14 protein-coding genes are annotated in these 19908 nt (G+C 44.1%); 5 read left to right on the top strand and 9 right to left on the bottom strand.

The window, feature by feature from the left end; all coding sequences use genetic code 11:
• Positions 1 to 63 precede the first annotated feature (63 nt).
• Both malF and malG read left to right on the top strand, forming a co-directional pair.
• Entirely contained in the window at positions 64 to 1635 is a 1572-nt protein-coding gene (malF, locus tag L3V33_RS04720; RefSeq protein ID WP_004732011.1) for a maltose ABC transporter permease MalF, read from the top strand.
• Positions 1636 to 1646: 11 nt separating this feature from the next.
• Positions 1647 to 2537: a maltose ABC transporter permease MalG gene (gene malG / locus L3V33_RS04715; RefSeq protein ID WP_004732010.1), complete on the top strand. Its 891-nt coding sequence runs from the start codon at positions 1647 to 1649 to the stop codon at positions 2535 to 2537.
• A 581-nt stretch (positions 2538 to 3118) separates the two neighbouring features.
• Here malG and L3V33_RS04710 read toward each other — a convergent pair.
• The 4 genes from L3V33_RS04710 to L3V33_RS04695 all read right to left on the bottom strand — a co-directional run bounded on the left by L3V33_RS04710 (position 3119) and on the right by L3V33_RS04695 (position 7305).
• Positions 3119 to 3391, bottom strand: a complete 273-nt coding sequence (locus L3V33_RS04710; RefSeq protein ID WP_171307599.1) for a hypothetical protein — start codon at positions 3389 to 3391, stop codon at positions 3119 to 3121.
• Between the two features lie 272 nt (positions 3392 to 3663).
• Positions 3664 to 4167: an acyl-CoA thioesterase gene (locus L3V33_RS04705; protein WP_237289411.1), complete on the bottom strand. Its 504-nt coding sequence runs from the start codon at positions 4165 to 4167 to the stop codon at positions 3664 to 3666.
• Between the two features lie 427 nt (positions 4168 to 4594).
• Complete coding sequence (locus L3V33_RS04700) at positions 4595 to 6217, bottom strand: peptide ABC transporter substrate-binding protein (protein ID WP_237289410.1); 1623 nt, start codon at positions 6215 to 6217, stop codon at positions 4595 to 4597.
• A gap of 194 nt (positions 6218 to 6411) precedes the next feature.
• Complete coding sequence (locus tag L3V33_RS04695) at positions 6412 to 7305, bottom strand: DMT family transporter (RefSeq protein ID WP_146456291.1); 894 nt, start codon at positions 7303 to 7305, stop codon at positions 6412 to 6414.
• 98 nt (positions 7306 to 7403) lie between these two features.
• Here L3V33_RS04695 and L3V33_RS04690 point away from each other — a divergent pair, with 98 nt between their 5' ends.
• On the top strand, positions 7404 to 8192 hold the full coding sequence (locus L3V33_RS04690) for a helix-turn-helix transcriptional regulator (RefSeq protein WP_054545835.1): 789 nt from the start codon (positions 7404 to 7406) through the stop codon (positions 8190 to 8192).
• Between the two features lie 260 nt (positions 8193 to 8452).
• On the opposite strand, the gene L3V33_RS04685 is transcribed toward L3V33_RS04690, so the two are convergent.
• The 4 genes from L3V33_RS04685 to L3V33_RS04670 all read right to left on the bottom strand — a co-directional run bounded on the left by L3V33_RS04685 (position 8453) and on the right by L3V33_RS04670 (position 13241).
• Positions 8453 to 8662 carry a hypothetical protein gene (locus L3V33_RS04685; protein ID WP_017094616.1) on the bottom strand — a complete coding sequence of 70 codons (210 nt, stop codon included), beginning with the start codon at positions 8660 to 8662 and terminating at the stop codon, positions 8453 to 8455.
• Positions 8663 to 8866: 204 nt separating this feature from the next.
• Entirely contained in the window at positions 8867 to 10000 is a 1134-nt protein-coding gene (locus tag L3V33_RS04680) for a lipocalin-like domain-containing protein (RefSeq protein ID WP_237289408.1), read from the bottom strand.
• A complete protein-coding gene (locus tag L3V33_RS04675) occupies positions 10000 to 12534 on the bottom strand; it encodes an ABC transporter permease (protein WP_237290170.1) in 2535 nt (844 codons plus the stop codon). The genes L3V33_RS04680 and L3V33_RS04675 overlap by 1 nt, the downstream gene beginning before the upstream one ends.
• Positions 12535 to 12542: 8 nt before the next feature.
• Positions 12543 to 13241 carry an ABC transporter ATP-binding protein gene (locus tag L3V33_RS04670; protein WP_237289406.1) on the bottom strand — a complete coding sequence of 233 codons (699 nt, stop codon included), beginning with the start codon at positions 13239 to 13241 and terminating at the stop codon, positions 12543 to 12545.
• Positions 13242 to 13759: 518 nt separating this feature from the next.
• Between L3V33_RS04670 and L3V33_RS04665 the strand changes: the two genes are divergently transcribed.
• Together L3V33_RS04665 and L3V33_RS04660 are read left to right on the top strand one after the other, a co-directional pair.
• Entirely contained in the window at positions 13760 to 15709 is a 1950-nt protein-coding gene (locus tag L3V33_RS04665; protein WP_171327922.1) for a methyl-accepting chemotaxis protein, read from the top strand.
• 89 nt (positions 15710 to 15798) lie between these two features.
• A complete protein-coding gene (locus tag L3V33_RS04660) occupies positions 15799 to 17583 on the top strand; it encodes a GGDEF domain-containing phosphodiesterase (RefSeq protein ID WP_237289404.1) in 1785 nt (594 codons plus the stop codon).
• Positions 17584 to 17936: 353 nt separating this feature from the next.
• Here the strand turns inward: L3V33_RS04660 and L3V33_RS04655 are convergent, their stop codons facing one another.
• A complete protein-coding gene (locus tag L3V33_RS04655; RefSeq protein ID WP_237289402.1) occupies positions 17937 to 19841 on the bottom strand; it encodes a 5'-nucleotidase C-terminal domain-containing protein in 1905 nt (634 codons plus the stop codon).
• Positions 19842 to 19908: the final 67 nt, after the last annotated feature.

Raw genomic sequence — 19908 nt, 5'->3', positions numbered from 1 at the left:
TAAGGAGGGGGCAACCTCTCCTTACTTTTCTATTTTTTATCTATATCGTTAGCAGGTTCCTCTATGCAGTCAGTTCAAGGTTCAGATGCGATCCCGGCACCATCAAGCCTTCCAAGCAGTAAAAGCGTCTTCATCAAATGGGGGTTGCTTGGTAGTGTTGGCTTAATTAATGGCTACGCTACAATTCTAATGTATTCTCGCGGTGAGCTCGCATTTGCGTTGCTTACTGTGATCTTAACGGCTTTGGCACTTTACATTTTTGGTAGTAAGAAAACTTACGCCCACCGTTATATTTACCCAGGTATTGCCGGAATGATTTTATTCATTCTTTTCCCACTGGCATACACCGTCGGGCTTGCGTTTACTAACTACAGCGCAAAAAACCAGCTCTCTCTAGAGCGTACTCAAACCGTTCTTTTAGACCGTTCATTCCAAAGCGGTGAAAGTTACCCATTTACTTTGTACAAAACAGATAACGGTCACCAGATCGTTGTGAAAGATGGCGACCAGCTGTTAGCAACTGATGTATTTTCTCTGGAAGGTATGACAGCAACAGAGATGGACCTATCTGCAATCGAATCTGTACAAGGTGAAAAAGAGAAGATCAAAGCGATCATCCAAAACCGTTCTGCGATCAGTGGTGTAGACTTCCACTTGCCAGATGGTGATGATATCCGTATGAGTGGCTTGCGTAAGTTTGCTGCTGTCGCACCGCTTTACACCCTTCAAGGTGATGGTGAAACGTTAATCAACAATGAATCTGGTGAAGTATTGAAACCAAACATGGAAGTGGGTTTCTACCAACCGGTTGACGAGAAAGGAGAGTTTATTGGTAACACAATATCTCCAGGCTTTGTTGTAGACATCGGTACGGCTAACTTTGAACGTGTTTGGAAAGATGACGGCATTAAAGAACCGTTCATCAGTATCTTCATCTGGACCGTTGTATTTTCTATTTGTACGGTTGTTTTCACGCTTGCCATTGGTCTGATTCTTGCGAATATTGTGCAGTGGGAAGAGCTAAAGGGTCGTTCAATCTACCGTGTTCTACTGATTCTGCCTTACGCAGTCCCAGCGTTTATCTCGATTCTTATCTTTAAGGGCCTATTTAACCAGAGCTTTGGTGAGATCAACATGGTGCTTGAGAGTATCTTTGGCTTAAGCCCGAACTGGTTCTCCGACCCGATTCTTGCGAAAACCATGGTGTTGATTGTTAACACTTGGCTAGGTTTTCCTTACATGATGATTTTATGTATGGGCCTATTAAAAGCGATTCCTGAAGATTTGTACGAAGCGTCAGCAATCGATGGTGCTAACTTTCTTGATAATTTCAAGAGAATCACATTCCCATTGATGATTAAGCCGCTTACACCGCTATTGATTGCAGCATTTGCCTTTAATTTCAATAACTTTGTAATGATTCAACTATTGACGAACGGCGGCCCGAACATGATTGGCACTTCAGAGCCCGCGGGTTACACAGACTTACTTGTAAGCTACACCTACCGAATCGCATTCGAAGGCGGCGGCGGTCAAGACTTTGGTCTAGCAAGTGCTATCGCAACGCTTATCTTCCTATTGGTTGGTGCACTCGCGTTACTAAACCTACGTTTCACTAAACTGACTCAAGATTAAGGAGCACGACAATGGCTATGGTACAAGGTAAAGGCCTTAAATACCGAGTGTGGGCAACGCATGCAGTGTTGTGGTGCTTCTTAGCGCTAATTATCTTCCCACTATTAATGATTATTGCTATCTCGTTCCGTGAAGGTAACTTCGCAACCGGTAGCTTGATTCCAGATAACCCATCTTTGGAACACTGGAAATTAGCTCTGGGCATGTCAGTGACCAACGCTGATGGTTCGGTCACGCCACCTCCATTCCCTGTACTTACTTGGTTGTGGAACTCGATAAAAGTAGCGGGTATTACGTCTATTTTGATTGTGGCGCTGTCTACTACATCGGCTTACGCATTTGCTCGTATGCGCTTCAAAGGTAAAGAAACTATTTTGAAAGCGATGATGGTTTTCCAAATGTTCCCAGCAGTATTGGCTTTGGTAGCGATTTACGCGCTGTTCGACAAACTTGGTCAATACATCCCGTTCTTAGGCTTGAACACGCACGGCGGTCTAATCTTCTCTTACCTAGGCGGTATCGCACTACACGTGTGGACGATTAAGGGTTATTTTGAGACGATTGATAATTCTTTGGAAGAGGCTGCAGCACTGGATGGTGCGACGCCGTGGCAAGCGTTCAGATTGGTTCTATTACCTCTGTCAGTGCCAATCCTAGCGGTTGTGTTTATTCTATCTTTCATTGGTGTTGTTGGTGAGGTACCTGTTGCTTCAATCCTATTATCGGATGTGAACTCTTACACGCTAGCAGTCGGCATGCAGCAGTACCTATATCCTCAGAACTATCTATGGGGCGACTTTGCGGCAGCGGCTGTACTATCAGCACTTCCGATTACGATCGTATTCTTACTTGCTCAACGTTGGCTAGTTGGCGGTTTGACGTCGGGTGGTGTAAAAGGATAAGCTGTACCCTATAAGAAAGACAAAGAGCGACCTTTTAGGTCGCTCTATATTGGCATTTTTATTACATCATTTGGTTTGGCCGCCGATCAGTAATAAAAATAACCCTCAGGTTACGCATAGCTGGCTACTAATCAGGTTCCTTACGCTATTAATGATTAGTGGTTTTTGTAACTCTAACCCAGGTATTTACTTGGGTTTTTTTATGCCTGCTACTTTTTGCTTTCTACTTTGTCTTGATGTTCGTTTACCTGTCAATTCTTGTGCTCATAACGGCTTCATGTTCAAAGCTTCGAGTCACTTCTCTCTCAAACCTTCCCTACCTCATTCCTCTTACTTGAAGACATGAACGAGTCTCACAAATCAGACACTCAGTATAAGGGGCAGTTGCTCTATTGATATATTGCTAATATTTCAATGCGTGATACTTCAATGATTTGTATGCAACGATTAGCCTGATTGCACAGAAAATGTCTAAAACGGCGGGCTACTGTTGATGTGTTGTGAGTAGCTATCACTCGTAGTTATTGGTTTGCTTGGAAGTATCTTTCAATTCAAAGGTAAGAGGGAATCGGATGTTGTGGTTAGAGTTCTCTACTAGAAGGAGCACAGCCAAGATGCTGCAACAGCACATAGATGCTTTCTTGATCGAGTGCCACACGGCGAAATAGATCCGCAAACGTCTGGTCACCACCAAAACAAGTTTGGATGTAGTGGTTAATTTCGTTGCTGTCGTAGCCTTCGACGTACAAAGTTCTAACCCATTGGTACTCAACCGCCTTTAAATTGTTCAGTGTAGATTCGCTAAGAGTGGGGCGTGTGACGCTCAAAAGTGGCTCCAGGAAATTCAAATACATCCATTATGATTGGCGGTATTTAAACAGAGCAAAATGACGACTTTATTACAGTCAAAATAAATCCGCGAACAAGTGTCGATTCATTTCAACCTTTGGCTGGGCATCACGCTATATAAGCTGTATTGAGACAATTCGTATTGAGATAAGAAGTATTGGGTAAGACGCGGCTTTATCTGTGAGAGTGTGAATAGGGGAGTTTAGTTAGATAAGCAAATGCCAAGCATGTGCTTGGCATCGTAGTAAGGTTTTGTAGGGCTTTCTGGGTCGTGACCTTATTTAAGGTACTTCACGTGCGCTTCCATCTCTTCACCGATCTGTTTTCGCATGTTCATTAGGCGAATAGCCGAATCTCTTAATTCGATGTCTTCTGGTGTTTCTGGCAGCCACTCCGGCACCTTAGTCGGGTTACCATTTTCATCAACAGCGACCATAATAACGATGCAGTGAGTCGTTAGGCGGTTGTTGAGTTCTTTAGGGTCGCTGGCTTGAACGTCGATAGCGATGTGCATAGAAGATGAACCGGTATAGATGACCTTCGCACTTACCTCAACAAGGTTACCAACATGGATCGGAGCTACGAATCGAATCCCCCCTGCGTAAGCGGTAATACAATATTTACCACTCCACCCAGCAGAACAAGCATAAGCCGCTAAATCGACCCATTTCATTACTGCGCCACCATGAACTTTACCACCAAAGTTCACATCCCCAGGTTCAGCTAAAAAACGCAGAGTAACGTCTCGTTTACCATCTGGTCGGTTATTGTTACTGCTCATCTATCTTCCTTCATTATTATTGTGCTGTATAACATGCTTGTTACTTGCTAATAACAATATACTTAAGATGACATAAATTAAAGCGGTGTTTCTCACGATTAAGACTATTTTTTCAAACGGGTGACGAACGAATGAATATTGATGTTTAAAGGCGGTAGAGGCGAGTGGCAAACACGGATGAAGCAATATTGAGCAGGTGCCTAGCCATATTGAGTAAGAACCAATAAATGTTGAGCTGACAGCTAGAAAGGTCGATTGCAAAAAAAACACCTAGCGCAGTGCTAGGTGTTTCTAAGCCGTTTGGTACTCATTGCGGTACCTTATTTTGTTTTAGCCAACTAACCGCTGTTTATCTGGTTTAGTTAAATTATTTTAGTCTTTTTACCACTAAAGTGGTAGTTAAAAATATTTGTTATTCAGCTCATTTTTACTCTTGAATAAAGTATAGATCCTTCGCGTAGATATTTCCTTTCGGATTATTGTTAGGGAAGCCTTTGAGAGTATTTCGCACTAATCGGGTGTGATTGTAATGATATAAAGGCATAACTGCTGCAGATTTGTTAAGTAGCGATTCAGCATGCTGGTATAAAGTAAAGCGTTTAGACTGATCTTCCGTTTTACTTGCTTGCTGTAAGAGCTCATCGTAATCGGGATTACAGTAGCCACTTTCATTTGCCGTGTGACCACAAGAGAACGCCTCTAACAGTGCAGAAGGCTCTGGGTAGTCACCAAATGCCCATGAGCGAGCTAGTTGATAGTCGCCACTTCCCTTCGCTGCAACATAGGCTTTCCACTCCATGTTTTCTAACTCAACTTTTACGCCAAGTGGCTTCCACATCGATGCAATCGCAATAGCTATCTTTTTATGATTCTCACTGGTGTTGTATGTCAGGGTAAATTTGAGCGGCTTGTTTTCGTTGTATCCCGCTTCTTCAAGTAGCGTTTTGGCTTTTGTTAAACGCTGCGTGCTGTCTAAAGAATTGAATTCGGATAAAGGAGCTGTGTAGCCAGGAATATTATTCGGCGTCACGCTGTATGCTTCTGGCTCACTTTGACCAGTGACTTTATCTACCAATATCTCACGATTGACGGCCATGCTGAGTGCTTGGCGTACTCTTACGTCATCAAACGGTGCTTGACGTGTATTGAATGAATAAACGTAAGAGCCCAATAGAGCTTGCGCTTTGATTTGTTCAGGACTTTCTTGGATTAATTTTTGGTAGTACTCAAGCTGAACGCGATTGGTCATATCGATCTCACCAGCTTGGTAACGAATCAGTTCGGCATTTTGAGAGGATAGGCCGAGATAGGTTACCTTATTGATGACTGTCGATGTGTCATCCCAATAATTTGGGTTTCTCTCGACTTCAACGTATTCGTTGGGCACCCATTTACTCAAAGTGTAAGCACCGTTGGTCGCGATATTTTCTGCGCGAGTCCATTGGTCACCTTTCTCTTGAACCAACTTAGCAGGCAAAGGGAAAAAGGTCTTGATGCCCATTAAACTCATAAAATAGGGCGTAGGTTTTGAAAGTGAAATCTCAACTGTGCGCTTATCTAATGCTTTGATGCCAAGCTCAGAGGGAGCTTTGTCTCCTGATAGAATCTCGCTAGCGTTCACGATATTAGCCGTCGAAAAAACAAAACCTGTGTTGTTACCTGTTTTAGGAGACACAGCGCGCTGCCAACCAAAGACAAAATCGGATGCTGTGACTGTCTCACCATTCGACCACTTGAGGTTGTCTTTCAATACAAACGTCACGGTTTTGCCGTCTTTGCTGATAGACCACTTTTTGGCTTGCCCTGGGATGATTTTCCCGTCACTGTCCTCAATCACAAAGCCTTCAAACATATCATTGACGATAATGTCACCGGGCATACCTGAGTTTACGAAGCTTGGGTCTAGTGTGTTGGGCTCTGCGCCATTACCACGCACAAAATGTTGTTCCTCAGCTAATGGTGTATCAGCAGGAACAGTGGCAGCAAAGCTTGAAGCAGATGACAAAGTAAGCAGAGACGAGATGATCACAGGGATCGTTGGTTGAGTCATTGTAATTCCTTTTACAACTTAAACGGTACTCAATGCATTAAACCTGAGTCGGTAACATGTTGCAACCACAATGAACGCGTATTAAAAGCATTTGAAAGGCTTGTGAATAAAACAACAGTGCCTACTTCGGAAGTAGGCACTGTGAGAAAAGTGAGTTTGAATATTTACCCTAATGTGAGCGTTGGGTAATGCGTTTAGCCTTGTTGAGGGAGAGGTGTCTCAAGCCTTGGTTTTCTTTTGATTTGAGCAAGGATGACACCGGAAATCACCATCACACCACCAATGATGTGGAACTGGTTAATCTCTTCGCCAAGCCAAGTGGAAGCTAATACAATTGCGATAACTGGCATCAAGTTCATGAACATCGCACTTGAGTCCGCACCAATGGTATCAATCGCTTTCACCCACATCCAAGGTGCCAAAATGGAAGCGGCAACTGCAGCGTAAGCTATCAATGGGATCGCTTGTTGCGGTGGTAAAAGCTGTTCGCTGGTAAGCCAAAGTGGCGCTAGCATTGCGACAGCAAAAAGCCCCTGCATGTAAATCACCACCCAGCTACTGATTGGCATTTTCCAGCGTTTCAATAGCACACAGTAAGAAGCATAAACAAAGGCTGCAATCAGCATATAGCCATCGCCTTGGGTCAATTCTTGATGGATGAAGAACAGAGGATCGCCTTTGCCTAACATCAGAGCTAAGCCTGACAGTGACAATACACCACCCACAATACTCAAACTAGAAATCGACTTGTGCAACAGAGGAACGCTAAGGAACACACTGATCAAGGGCACTAATGAGGTGATCAAAGCCATGTTAGAAGCGGTTGTGGTTAAACCTGCGTAATAGCCTAGAGATTGGTTTAACACCATGCCCAAAAAGCCAAGGAAAGCCAACTTAGACAAGTTAGGTTTAATGATCGGCCATTGCTTGATAACTGAGCGAATACAGAAGGGGGTGAGAATTAACATCGCAAAAAACCAGCGGTAAAAACTCATTGCGCTAGGTTCTATGGTGCTTGCAGCAAGCTTGTTGATGATTGCATTGGCGCCCCAGATACAGACTGTAAAAAATGGTAAGAGATAATGCATGTGAATTCCGTCGCAAATGAGTTGATGCGGCTAGTTTGACAGGTCGTTATACTTACAAGTATCTTTAGAAAGACATCAGGCGCGATAGGAAGACAAGTTTGAAAAAACACTCAAGAAACCTTCACCCATCCTTATCAATTGATAAGGCACCATCCAACGTATTTATGAATTTTGAAGCGTTTCTTTCGAACACGGAAACCCGAGTTCATAGCCACTCATGGGGACAGGTTCAATTGATTAGTGGCGGTATATTAGAGATGGAAGCGGAAGGCACCCGATTTCTAGCGCCACCACATTTGGCGATTTGGGTACCGGCCGGGGTGACGCATTGCAGTTATAACCGTAAGCCTTTGGACTACTGCTCGCTAAATATCGCCCCAGAGCTAACGCAACACCTTCCAGATAAAACCAGCCTTATAAAGATCACGCCGATTGTGTCTTCGATTATTGATGATTTTCGCGATCGTGGAATCAATGTTGCGGAAACAGAACAAGATCAAAGGCTTGTTCAGGTACTACTCGACCAACTTGCGCAGCGTGAAGTTGAACACCACTTCTTGCCTTCAACTGACAATAAGTACCTAGCGCCTATACTGGCTTCTGTGGAAGAAAACCCAACCGATGAAGTGACATTGAAAGATTGGGCTGAACGTGTCCACACCACGGAAAGAACCCTTTCTCGCCACTGCCAGACGGAGCTCGGAATGAGCTTTACAGAGTGGCGGTTACGAGTGCGCTACCTTTACTCGATGGATTTGTTAAGAAACGGCCAATCGGTCAAAGAGGTCGCTCTTACATTGGGTTATAACCAAGCAAGCCCATTTATCACCATGTTCAAACGTTACGCGAACCAAACGCCAGAACAGTATAAGAACCGTTTGTTGTAGCTCGATCTTATTCCCAAAAGAACGGATGTTTTCACTAGTTAGTGAGTAGATAGACCATAAGTGAATACGCGCGGTAGGAGCTTATGGAATCGCCCCTAATAGCCTGTATATTTCGTTATTTTGTTCGGTGACATCCTCATAGTGTTGGTTCAATAGAGCGCTGTTGATGCCGACCTTAAACAGTATGTACGTTTCTCCATCGACCTCAAACCAATTGAACGTTCCATGCTGGTTATACGTGGTCATTGTTTTGTTTATCTTCATGAGATATACATCAGCAGCGCAAGACATGCAGACGTACATAAGCCAAAGAAAGAAAAGAAAAACCACGAGCCTAATACTGTTTTTTCTTTTCCTACCTCTTCATTACTTTGCTGCCAACCAAGTTCACGAACCTGAGCCTTGGTAAGGTTTAAGTCTAGTTTCTCTATGTATCTGTTGAGTTCGTCATTGTGTACTGAGCTAATCATGTTCTATCTCCCCTAAGCTTTTGATTGGTATTTTAGGGGAGCTCAGTGTTTGGTTAAATTAGATATTTTGTAACAAGCGTTTAGATAAATAGAACATGATGAATGGCAAAAAGCCTCCGTGGTAGAGGCTTTGGTTAAAAGTGGTTTAGTTGATGGTTATCGCGATGTATTTGTTGTCAGATTCCACCTTTATTAATACACGACTTAATACCCAGTCAACTCCATATAGCCAGATCCAGAATGCGAACCTTTAATTATGATTGGCCCCTCCCAATAGGGAACCGACAGCGGCATTTTGGCATTTGGATTGAGTGCCGAGACGGTCAGTTCGATTTGTTGAGTTGGAATCGAAACTTGCCACTCTGTTGGGTAGTCACGCCCGTCGATTTTAGTTTGCCTGATGGCGGTTAAGCTGATGTCTTGCTGCTTAATCGTGATGCCGGAGCCATCTTGATTCATCAACCTCGCATGGGAATAACTGGCTTTGCCTGTTGTTGAGTTTCGAAGTTGAAATACCACCAAGCTGGTTTCATCACTCAGCCTTAGCGCAAACCAATCCCAACCTTGTTGCGAGTCGAGTAAAAACTGAGAGCTCCATTCTCTGTCTATCCAACCTTTACCAGACACCTGATGCGTGATGCCATCAATGGTTACTTCGCCCGATACATCGATGAATGGTTGGCTGTAGTAATAGGAAGCCACTTTACCATCGCTACTTTTAGTGCTGTAGCCTTGTTCGCCTTGCTTTTGATAAGGCGCGTTGTTGGTTAACTTAAGCGAGTATCCAAATTGACCCGAGTTAGCGACCAATGTAGCTGGGAACAGGTCATCGGTCGTCGACGTCCATTGCCAGTCATCGAGATAAACACGAAACGGCGAAGTGCTTACACCTGCTAGTTCAGCTTGATCGCGAGACCATTTCTCATCGGCGTAGTGCTTGTCTTTAGTGGTGACAGCGCTGTGTGCCATGTAGATTTGCTGACTTTGCCACGTGGTTTGCTTGGTGCTATTGCCACTTTCCTGTGGTGCAGCCGCAAAGCGAAACTGTGTCCATTGCACGCCTAACGTATTGCTTTCTTCATCAATCAAGTTTGCGGTTAAATACCACCATTCATGACGAAAATCAGGGTGTGCTTGATGGTCGGCAGGGAAGGTGATCTCCACGCCTTTTAATACCGGCGTGAATTGCTCAGTCTCTTTTTGTACTTCATTCTCGGTTTGTGCTCCAGTACCGAGTACCGAACCCATATTTTGAGCTGATGGTTGTGTGGACTCCTCGCATCCTAAAAAGAATAAGGGGGTAAGTGTGAGAACGAAAACTCTCATTGTTCGATTCATCACAACACCTCACTCTGTAAACTGGATACCACGGGTTTACTGACCAAACGCCACAGCGGAATCAAGGTCGCTATCACAGCGACTAAAATGGTGATGGCTGCGATGCTGAGTGCATCACTCCAATTCCATACATAATTTAAACTCCAACCAAAGGCGCGCAGGGTAACGATGTCCGTCAACACATAACCGACCATAGCGCCGAGTGGTAAGGCGATAACCAGAGTAAAAGTAACCAACACGACAATTTGCCCGATCACCATCGCCATCAGCTTCTTGCGGCTCACACCTAGTGCATACAACCTTGCAATAGCGGCTTTACGCGCATCAAGCAACATAAAGCACGCACAGAACAAGCCAATCACTGCGACCATTAAGGTGACTCCATTAAGCGCTCGGGTGATGGCAAAAGTTTGTGAGAAGATATCTAAAGCGATCGATTTGATCTGTGCCTGATCGTAAAGCTGGCTTGGGTGTAAATTGAGTTGTTGGCGTAGCTGTTCGTACACCACTTGTGGGTCGCCAGAGACTTTAACTCCCAAGCTGGTGGGTAAGTCAGTAAATCCGCTTTCGAGCCATAAATTAGGTGCAAGTAACACTTCGCCATTCGGTGAGCCGTAATCGTGGAAAATCGCCCCGACGATGAGTGTTTTGTCTTGGATAGCGTCGAGCTTGAGTTGGCTTCCAAGGGACAAGCCGAGCTTCACCGCAGTGGGTTCACTGATCGCCACGAATTCACCTTGGTAAAAGCGCGTCCAGAAATCATCAAGGTGGGATTGGAACACCATGGTTTGCTCAAGTGTGTCTTTGTCTTTAGTGCCGAGCAAAGTCGGTAAGCCCTGCAAGTTATCGTCGACGTAGTATTGCTTATAGACGGTTTCAATATTATCAAACTGTTCTAACGCACGCTCCACATTGGCGATTTCAGCTTGGGCAGGGCTAACGTAAATATCGGCATGTAAGCGCTGTTCAAGCCATTGCTTTAAAGTGGATTCAAAGCTGCCGACTAAGGTATTCATTCCCATGTTAGCGGTAACCGCTAGAAGCAGCGCCATCATGGCAAGGGATAGGGGAGATATTAGCTCTCTCAGTTCAGCAAAAAGATATTGTATTAACCCCGATTGGGTGCGCTGTTCGCTCCAATTTGCTAACACGCTGAGCGTTTTGGGTAGATGTAAAGGAATCGACACCACTAACATTCCAAGCCAGACCATGGTGAAGCGATGATGTTCGCTAAGCCATAATCCTGCTAACGCGATAACTGTCAGCACCAAACCGATAGTAAACAACTGGTTTTCGTTTGAAGCCTCTGGCGCTTGGTAAAAACCGCCATGGGAAGAGAGTGGTTGTCGAATACGCTGCTTAAAGTGTTGCCAACATGCAACTAACGTAGCCGCTAACGTAAGTAATAAAGCTTGTACCAACCATTGCCACTGCCATGTGCCGGGTAATAGCGTTGCACCATAAAGTTGCTCAAGCGTTATCGCGACGGTTGGATGCAGCCAATGGCTGAGTTGAATGCCGAGAATGAAACCAAGTGATGCGCCTAGTGTGACTAAAAGAATCAGTTCCACTAACAGAGCTGAAAACACGATGCTTGGAGCAATGCCTGCTTGTTGAATTTGTACTAACAGCCGATTTCGCTTGAGCAAACTGTACTTCACACCGTTGTAAGCGATGAATAGGCCAACCAAAAACGCCAACAAACTCATGGCGGTGAGATTGAGGTGAAAGCTGTCGGTAATTGAACCGAGATCCGTGCTTTGGTTGTTGGAAATCCACTGCCCTTGCTCACCTATGAGGCTCTGCCATTTATCCTGAGTATTACTCTTAGTGTCGCTCTTAGTGTCAAAAATAGCGATATAGCTCAGTTGCCCTTGCTTGTTAAGCAATTGCTGAGCGAATCCAATGTCCATCAACATTCGGCTACCCAGTTGCCATTCATCTGGCAGTACCGCAACCTTGGTGAGTACTTCATCCAAAGTGAGCGTGTCCACTTCGTCCAAACTCTGGTGCTGAGATTGACTCATCATCACAATGGGTTCACCCGCTAAGAGTTGCGGCAAAGGTAAGACATTGTCGAACAGGGAAATGTTTGGCTCTTTGGTTTGAGTATTGCTTTTATCGTCGACGCGAGAGTGACGAGTTCTTGAAGTGAGGGCGGCGATCAACTCACTGCCTTGAACTGACCAACGTCGACCTTGTTCGTCTCTTACTCGCCCTTCTATAACGGGTAGCGCTGCGCTTAATCCACTTTGTCTTAAGTTGAAGTAGAGCGATTCCGGCAAATAGTTTTGCCCTGCTGGTGGAATGATAAGGTTCTGCGCTTGAGCGCTAAGTTGCTCGGTCGATTCTGCATAACTGCGCTTGGCATTGAGGTTGATGGCTTGCACTGCGACAAACAAGGTGACCGCTAACACAATGCCGATCAGAATCGCTGCGGCTTGTAGTGGTGATTGACGATAGTGCGCTGCGAATAGATTCAGAGTCAGTTTGGTATGGGTGAGCTGGTTCTGAGCGAAGCCAGTTTGCTTCATTGGATTACTCACAACGCTGCTGCTCTTAGGGTTAGATCCGCGTTCTTTAAACAACCATCATCTAACACCAATTTTGTCTGCATAAAGCTGGCGCATTCTGGGCTGTGCGTAACCAAAAGCACCGCAGTGTTGCCTTGTGTGGTGATTTCACTCAGCAGCTTCATAACCTCTAACCCTGCTTTGTGGTCAAGGTTGCCAGTGGGCTCGTCGGCAAGCAATAGTTTGGGTTTATGGGCTAGCGCACGCGCTATTGCGACTCGTTGTTGTTGACCGCCAGAGAGTGCGGATACATGCCTTTCGAGTAGCTCGCTGATGCCCAATGCGTCAACTAAATAATCGCACCAGTCGCTCCACTTTTGTTGATTTAAATGGAGAGGAAACGCGATGTTTTGTTTTACGTTGAGTGGCGTTAGCAAGTTGAACTGTTGAAAGATAACACCCAATTTTTGATGGCGGAATCGGCTCCACTGTGGGTCTTTCCAATTTGATGTGTTCTCGCCATCGAGCCACAACTCGCCACCAGATAGAGGCTCAAACCCCGCAATGATGTTCAGCAGAGTACTCTTTCCACTGCCACTCGCCCCTGTCAAAGCCACGCTTGCCCCTGTCGCCAAAGCGAAGTCGACACCTTCCAATACGTGATGGGTATCTTTGCCATCAACAAAGCTTTTGCTGGCATGTGTGAGTGTGACAATTGGGCTTTCCATTTCCTTTCCTTATAACCAAAACTTACCATCAAAAGGTGTCGTTACTTGTGGCAATTACTGAAGCGACAAGCTCTATAAAACTGTAGACAACAATTTCAAACAATAGAGCGATTTATATCGAATTATTAATAACTTGTACTTTGGATAAGGGGAAATAGATCATTGGGAGGAGGGAGGCTACAGTTGGAGGGCTATCAGAATGGATCCTAATCTTAGATTTAAGTCTTTCCCTTGGTGAGTGATATTCAATAACTAGGTATGTAATTGGTGTGAACGCAAGACATGTTGACACCCGTGTATTTGTTTTCTTCAAGTGACACCGCAACCGAAAGAAAAGCTCAAACTTAAAAAAAGTTCAAATCTAAATAACGCCCAAGAAAGCGCTTTCTTTATTGATATGCATCAATTTGTAAATGACACCGCCTGTTATCGTTATATAAGAATATCCTTATATTTATCCGTTGAATGTATTTGGATGTAGATCTAGTTAAGTTTCGCACAGCAAAGAAGTGGTGGTTATGTTTAAGAATTTAAGATTAAAAACAAAGATTGGATTGATGTTTGGCTTTGTACTGGCGATGCTTTCTATTGTATTGGGTATCAGCATTAATGCTCTTCAACGAACTGATGAGGGTATATCAGAATATAGAGGACTTGCACGGGACACTAATCTGTCTGGAAGGATCCAAGCTAATATGCTTATGGTTCGTATGAACGTCAAAGATTACATTATCACTAATAGCGAGAAGGACTTACAACAATACAGTGAGTATCTTTCAAAAATGCAAGACCTTCTTAATGATGCAAAGCAGGAGATCCAGCAACCAGATCGGGCATCCTTAATTGCTGATGTCAGTAAAGCGATGGTGAGCTATCAAAATGCTTTTGACAAAACGGTAGACCTAATTGTTGAACGTAAGATTTTATATGACTCTCGCCTCGTGCCTAATGGTGAAAGGATGCGGGTAGCTATCGATGATATTATAAAATCTGCATATCAAGACGGTGACTCTGAAGCCGCTTATCATGCTGGCCATGTTCAGCAAAAGATGCTGATAGGTAGGTTGTTTGTTGTAAAATTTCTTCAATCGAATCTTAGCAGTGACTTTGAGATCGCCATTAAAAATATGCATGTGTTTGTTTCAGAGGAAATTGAAGACCTGAACGGTAAATTGCAAAACCCTAAGCTCAGGGTGCTGTTCAAAGAGTTTTCCGATGCGCATGAAGCTTATGTCCAGGACATGCGTGATATCAATTACCTAATTGTGAAAAGAAACGACATCATTCAAAACACGTTGGATGTACTTGGCCCCGAGGTGGCGAAATACATTGAAGATATGAAGATGTCGATCATGAAAGACCAAGATACGCTTGGGCCTGAACTGAAAGCAAATACCGACGCAAGTGTGATGCTGAGTTTAACCTTATCTGTGATTGCGATTATGGTTGGTATTCTTTCTGCTTACTTCTTAACTAATGCTATTACCCGACCGATTCAAAAAGCGGTCGATGCGGCCAATCAACTTGCTGAAGGCGATTTAACAGTTGACGTTGGAATAACCAGCAAAGATGAAACAGGTAAACTTTTAGATGCGGTGCAAAATACTGCAAATCGTTTAACACAGATGATCTCAACCATCTCAAATGCGAGTAGTGAATTAGCTTCCGCTTCGGAAGAATTGGCGGTGGTGACTGAGCAGACATCCAAGGGTATCAGTCAACAGGAAAAGGAAACCGAAATGGTGGCAACGGCTATGAATGAGATGGCTACAACGGTTCATGATGTTGCTGATAATGCAGTTAAGGCTTCTGACGCTGCCAATCAAGCGGATACGGAAGCAATATCTGGTTCTCAAGTTGTCCAGCAGACCATTGTTTCCATTAACTCTCTGTCTGAAAGAGTTAATGATTCATCTGAAAAGCTCGATGAAGTAGAGCAGGAAGTCGTTAATATCAGCAAAATTCTAGATGTAATCAGAGAGATAGCAGATCAGACAAATTTGCTCGCGCTGAATGCCGCTATTGAGGCTGCCCGTGCTGGCGAACAAGGACGAGGCTTTGCTGTGGTTGCTGATGAAGTTCGTTCTTTGGCTGCAAGAACACAAGGATCTACCTCAGAAATTCAATCTATTATCGAGCAACTTCAGATGGGAACTCAAAGTACGGTAGAAGCAATGAAGCAAGGTCAAATTGAGGCTGATAATTGCGTTAACCAAGCCAATAAAGCAAGCATGGCGTTAGAGGAAATTACCAATGCCATTAGCGTCATTAATGATATGAACATGCAAATTGCGAGCGCTTCCGAACAACAGAGTACCGTTGCTGAGGATATTAACAGGAATGTAGTAAACGTTAAGCGCATTGCAGAAGAAAACTCGATTGCAGCTCATCAAACAAATAGTTCAAGCACAGAGATTGCAAGGCTTGCAGAAGGCTTAGGTCAGCTTGTTTCTGAATTTAAAGTATAGATAAAGCTACTGCTTTAAATTGGTTCATATTACATATTGAATGGCATTAAATAGTGCGACATTCTGTATGTAGCATAGCAGAAGTATATATGAAAATAGATAAAACCATCGTTATGTCAGGTAGTTACCGTCTTATCGATGCACTTAATAAAGGTTACACTGAGTTCCCATTAAGTCCAAATAACAGCGTCTCGATGATGAGTCAACAAGAAAAACTTTCATTTTTTTTCTCTATCGTAAACCAGAGTGAAAACGCCGTTGTCATCACAAACGTTGATAAAAATATTATCTACGCCAATAAAAAATTTGAAGAGTTGAGTGGATATTCACTCTATGAAGTTCTTGGCAAGAACCCAAGAATATTAAAATCAAACAACACCCCAGTTGATAGCTACCGCGATATGTATTGCACATTACAGGCGGGAAGCTCCTGGAAGGGGATATTTTTCAATATACATAGGGATGGCACTGAATATATTGAAGAAGCTGTTATATCTCCGATAACGTGCGATACAGGAGAAGTTATTGGTTACTTGGCAGAAAAAAAAGACATTACTCTTCAAAAAATTGCAGAGGAAAGTGTACGAAAATTGACTCATTTTGATAGCCTAACGGAATTACCTAATCGGGCGTACTTTATCGAAGAAGCTAATAAGCTAATGGACGTCCATCCAACTGAAGAGAACAGCTTTTCAATACTGTTTGCGGACTTAGACCGATTTAAAGAACTTAACGATAGCAGTGGTCATCTTGCTGGTGATATGGCACTAAAAGAAGTGGCTAGACGTCTTGAACAAGCCCTTCCACCAGGTGATTTAGCTGCTAGAGTGGGCGGTGACGAGTTTGTTGTGATTCATCGACGAGCAACTAAAGAAAGTACAGCGAACTTAGGTGCTCAATTGGCAGCAACACTGAGTCGACCTATTTCAATTAATATAGAAGAAGAAGCCTTTCTTGGCGTCAGTATTGGTGCCGCTACATGGCCTTCGGACGGTATAACATTTAATGATGTTCTCTCGCATGCAGATTTAGCCATGTATAAAGCAAAGTCGGCTGAGCAGGACTTTGTCTCCTATACGGACCAGATAGGCACACACTTTTATCGCGAATTTGACTTATCGTGCAGATTAAAGCAGGCAATACACAACACAGACCAATTTCATCTGGTGTATCAGCCGAAATTTTATACAGCGACTGCTGAAGTTGCAGGCGTTGAAGCTCTACTTCGTTGGGAGGAACCTGAACTAGGTATGATTAGCCCAGCAGAGTTCATTCCTATTGCCGAGAAGCATAGAGTAATGTGTCCTATCGGTAAATGGGTCATCAAGGCTGCTTGTAAACAATTGCGTCAGTGGCGATCTGAAGGCAGAGTGCTACCAGGTAGAATGGCTATAAATATCTCCGTTCAACAACTAGAACACCCTGACTTCTTTGAGGGCATCACTAGTATTATTGCTGAGGAGGGGCTATCGCCTACCATTTTTGAACTAGAAGTGACAGAGTCGGTACTGATGAGTAACCCAGAAAAAACAATGCGTGTGCTGCAACAGTTAGAGCATGTTGGATTTTGTATCGCCATCGACGACTTTGGTACAGGGTTTTCGTCTCTATCGTACCTGAAAAGAATTAACGCACAGATACTGAAAATTGATAAATCATTTATTGATAGCTTGGCAACCAGTGTGCATGACAAGATGATAGTGAAATCAGTGGTAGACTTAGCACAGAACCTGGGATTGTCGGTTGTCGCGGAGGGTGTAGAAACTGAGCAGCAAAAGCGCTACCTTGAAGAGGTTGGTTGTGACATGGTACAGGGGTATTATCACTTAAGGGCTGTCACAGCAAATGAACTTGTCAGGAATATCTCATTTTAGGACTTCGCTAGAAGGATGAATCAATACTGATACTCAGTCCTCTTTAAAGGTTTTCCGTTTGCATGTATTGGCTGAGCAAAATTGACCATGACTTTGTGGGCGATTGGAAGTTTTGTGTAGCCGCTGAAGCTATCCGAGTTCACTTAATAATATAAAGTTCGCTACAAAGTATTGTCCAGAAACGTTTGGGATGTTCAATCTAAACCGTTTCACTTGGTGAGGATGAGATGCTTTTGGTCAGTATGTGTATTAAGAGAGCGTAGGAACGCTATAGGACAAGTATAAGATACTATTTTTAACGACTTAACCACGCTCTAAGCGTCGTTAAGTCGTTATTGGTTTGAGGTCAGGGATTAGTTGAGTGCTTTGATCAGAGTGATTTCGCGTTTGATCTGTTTGCTCTCTTGTTCACTAGCTTGCGCCAGTTTCTTTTCGCGTGTGGTTATGGCTGTTTGTTTGGCTTCGTCAGATTTGAACATCAGTTCTTTCACGTTGATAGAAGCGATGTTTGTGTAGCGGCCATCGTCACTGGTGGGGATTGATATGGTTTCATCATTAATCAATGACTTTACGATCTCTCGCTGTTCATTGTAGCGGTTCTCTAACCCCGAAAGTGCCCATCGCTGCTGAGTTTTACCTTCATACTTGCCGTTCTTTTCTTCTTTAAGATACTTGATGGTCATGTTACGGATCGTGCCGGCTTCTTCTCCATACTCTGCTTCTGTATCAAAGAGTACAGGGAACGATTCACCTTCTAGCACGCCGCCTTTCTTGGTTAGATGACCCATTCGATAGCTATTCATACCAATACGGATTTCTGTTTCATCTGTAACTGGAGTGCCATCTGCAAACGCGAGGTTGGTGATGCGTGTACCTGCAGGTTGAGTAAGGTCGATGGTATAAGTCACGCCTGCGAAGAAGTCGTTGGTTGAGTATTTTGAAGCTCTACGTTCAGGGTCAAAGCTGTAGGTGACATCACCGGGTTGTACGGAATTGAAGTAACCAGCAGACCATTCCATGTAGGTTCTCAGCTCTTTACCTGTCATCTGGTAGACAGTGATTTCGCCACCCGCGTATTGGTAGTTGTACGCGATGTCTTTGGCTTTGATTGGGCCCACATCAAGCTCTGCATTGTCGTTGTCTATTTGAAGTGCGATGACATTGGCTTTGGGTGCATAGAAGAAGCTCGCTTCTTGGTATAGCGCACTGATGCCTGTGTCTTGAACGTGGACTCGAGGGATACCGCGGATTTCATTTTCAGGGACTAAATCAACGCCGGTAAGCTGAGCGACAGGTCTGTTCGCCATTTCTCGGAGTTGTTTGTGATAAGGCTGGTATAGCTCGTCCATATTCTGATCAGAATCTATACCTTTAATTTTATAGGTGAAGCTGTCTTTGTTGACGAGAGTGAATGTGCCATCGCGCTCTTCAAATTGAAGATCAATACGAGATAGGGCGCGGCCATATTTGTCGGGTTCAGTAATAATAACGCCATTCACAACGGCTTTATCGATGCGAGTGTGCATGTGGCCAGCGACGATGGCATCGAGCTCTGGGTTTGCGTTGGCAATGTCGGTGACACCGGTGTCAGCAATGTCATTCTCGTTCTCAATCCCCATATGGGCAACCAATACAATGGCATCCACTTTATCATCAATTTCTTTGACGATTTTCTTCACTTCCAAGGTTGGGTTAGTGAAAGTGACGCCTTCTAAACGGTTGGTGCCTTGCGCAAAGACCTCCGTCATTGGGGTATCCATTCCTATCACACCGATCTTAATGCCACCGCGTTCAAGGATGGTGTAACCCGGCAAGAATGGGTTTCCGTTTTTGTTCTTGATGTTGCCGCCGAGAGACTGCCCTTTAAATTGGGTAACGGCTCTGTTGAGCGTTTTAAGGCCAAAGTCGAATTCGTGGTTACCTAAAACCCATACATCGTATTTCATGTGATTAAAGCCAAGCATCATTGGATCAACAGGCTCGTCTTTGAAGGTTTCTACGAAGTTGCCTTGGATGGTGTCGCCAGCATCGACAAGGATAATGTTAGATTGCTCTTTGCGGATCTCACCAACCTTGGTCGCGATTTGGCTCAAGCTACCACGAGTGTTGAGTTTATCTGCCGCGTAATCCCACGCCATAAAATGACCGTGGATATCTGAAGTACCCAGTATCGTGACATCGTGTATGTCGCCATCAGCAGCAAAGGTGGGAAAGGCTAGAGAGAGTAGGATGGCGCTTGATAGTAGGTGTCTTTTCATAAGTATGTTCACATCGTGGTTTTAAGTATGACGCTACCATATAGAATCGAGATTACCTTATGGGTGA

It is taken from the genome of Vibrio sp. A2-1, assembly GCF_021728355.1.
Taxonomy (GTDB): Bacteria; Pseudomonadota; Gammaproteobacteria; order Enterobacterales; family Vibrionaceae; genus Vibrio; species Vibrio splendidus_K.
This window is presented reverse-complemented; position numbering and strand designations above follow the sequence as displayed.

Bases quoted from the DNA above. Each gene is read 5' to 3' on its own strand.
- malF (WP_004732011.1), top strand. From the start codon at position 64: ATGCAGTCAGTTCAAGGTTCAGATGCGATCCCGGCACCATCAAGCCTT.
- malG (WP_004732010.1), top strand. From the start codon at position 1,647: ATGGCTATGGTACAAGGTAAAGGCCTTAAATACCGAGTGTGGGCAACG.
- L3V33_RS04710 (WP_171307599.1), bottom strand. From the start codon at position 3,391: ATGTATTTGAATTTCCTGGAGCCACTTTTGAGCGTCACACGCCCCACT.
- L3V33_RS04705 (WP_237289411.1), bottom strand. From the start codon at position 4,167: ATGAGCAGTAACAATAACCGACCAGATGGTAAACGAGACGTTACTCTG.
- L3V33_RS04700 (WP_237289410.1), bottom strand. From the start codon at position 6,217: ATGACTCAACCAACGATCCCTGTGATCATCTCGTCTCTGCTTACTTTG.
- L3V33_RS04695 (WP_146456291.1), bottom strand. From the start codon at position 7,305: ATGCATTATCTCTTACCATTTTTTACAGTCTGTATCTGGGGCGCCAAT.
- L3V33_RS04685 (WP_017094616.1), bottom strand. From the start codon at position 8,662: ATGATTAGCTCAGTACACAATGACGAACTCAACAGATACATAGAGAAA.
- L3V33_RS04680 (WP_237289408.1), bottom strand. From the start codon at position 10,000: ATGAATCGAACAATGAGAGTTTTCGTTCTCACACTTACCCCCTTATTC.
- L3V33_RS04675 (WP_237290170.1), bottom strand. From the start codon at position 12,534: ATGAAGCAAACTGGCTTCGCTCAGAACCAGCTCACCCATACCAAACTG.
- L3V33_RS04670 (WP_237289406.1), bottom strand. From the start codon at position 13,241: ATGGAAAGCCCAATTGTCACACTCACACATGCCAGCAAAAGCTTTGTT.
- L3V33_RS04665 (WP_171327922.1), top strand. From the start codon at position 13,760: ATGTTTAAGAATTTAAGATTAAAAACAAAGATTGGATTGATGTTTGGC.
- L3V33_RS04660 (WP_237289404.1), top strand. From the start codon at position 15,799: ATGAAAATAGATAAAACCATCGTTATGTCAGGTAGTTACCGTCTTATC.
- L3V33_RS04655 (WP_237289402.1), bottom strand. From the start codon at position 19,841: ATGAAAAGACACCTACTATCAAGCGCCATCCTACTCTCTCTAGCCTTT.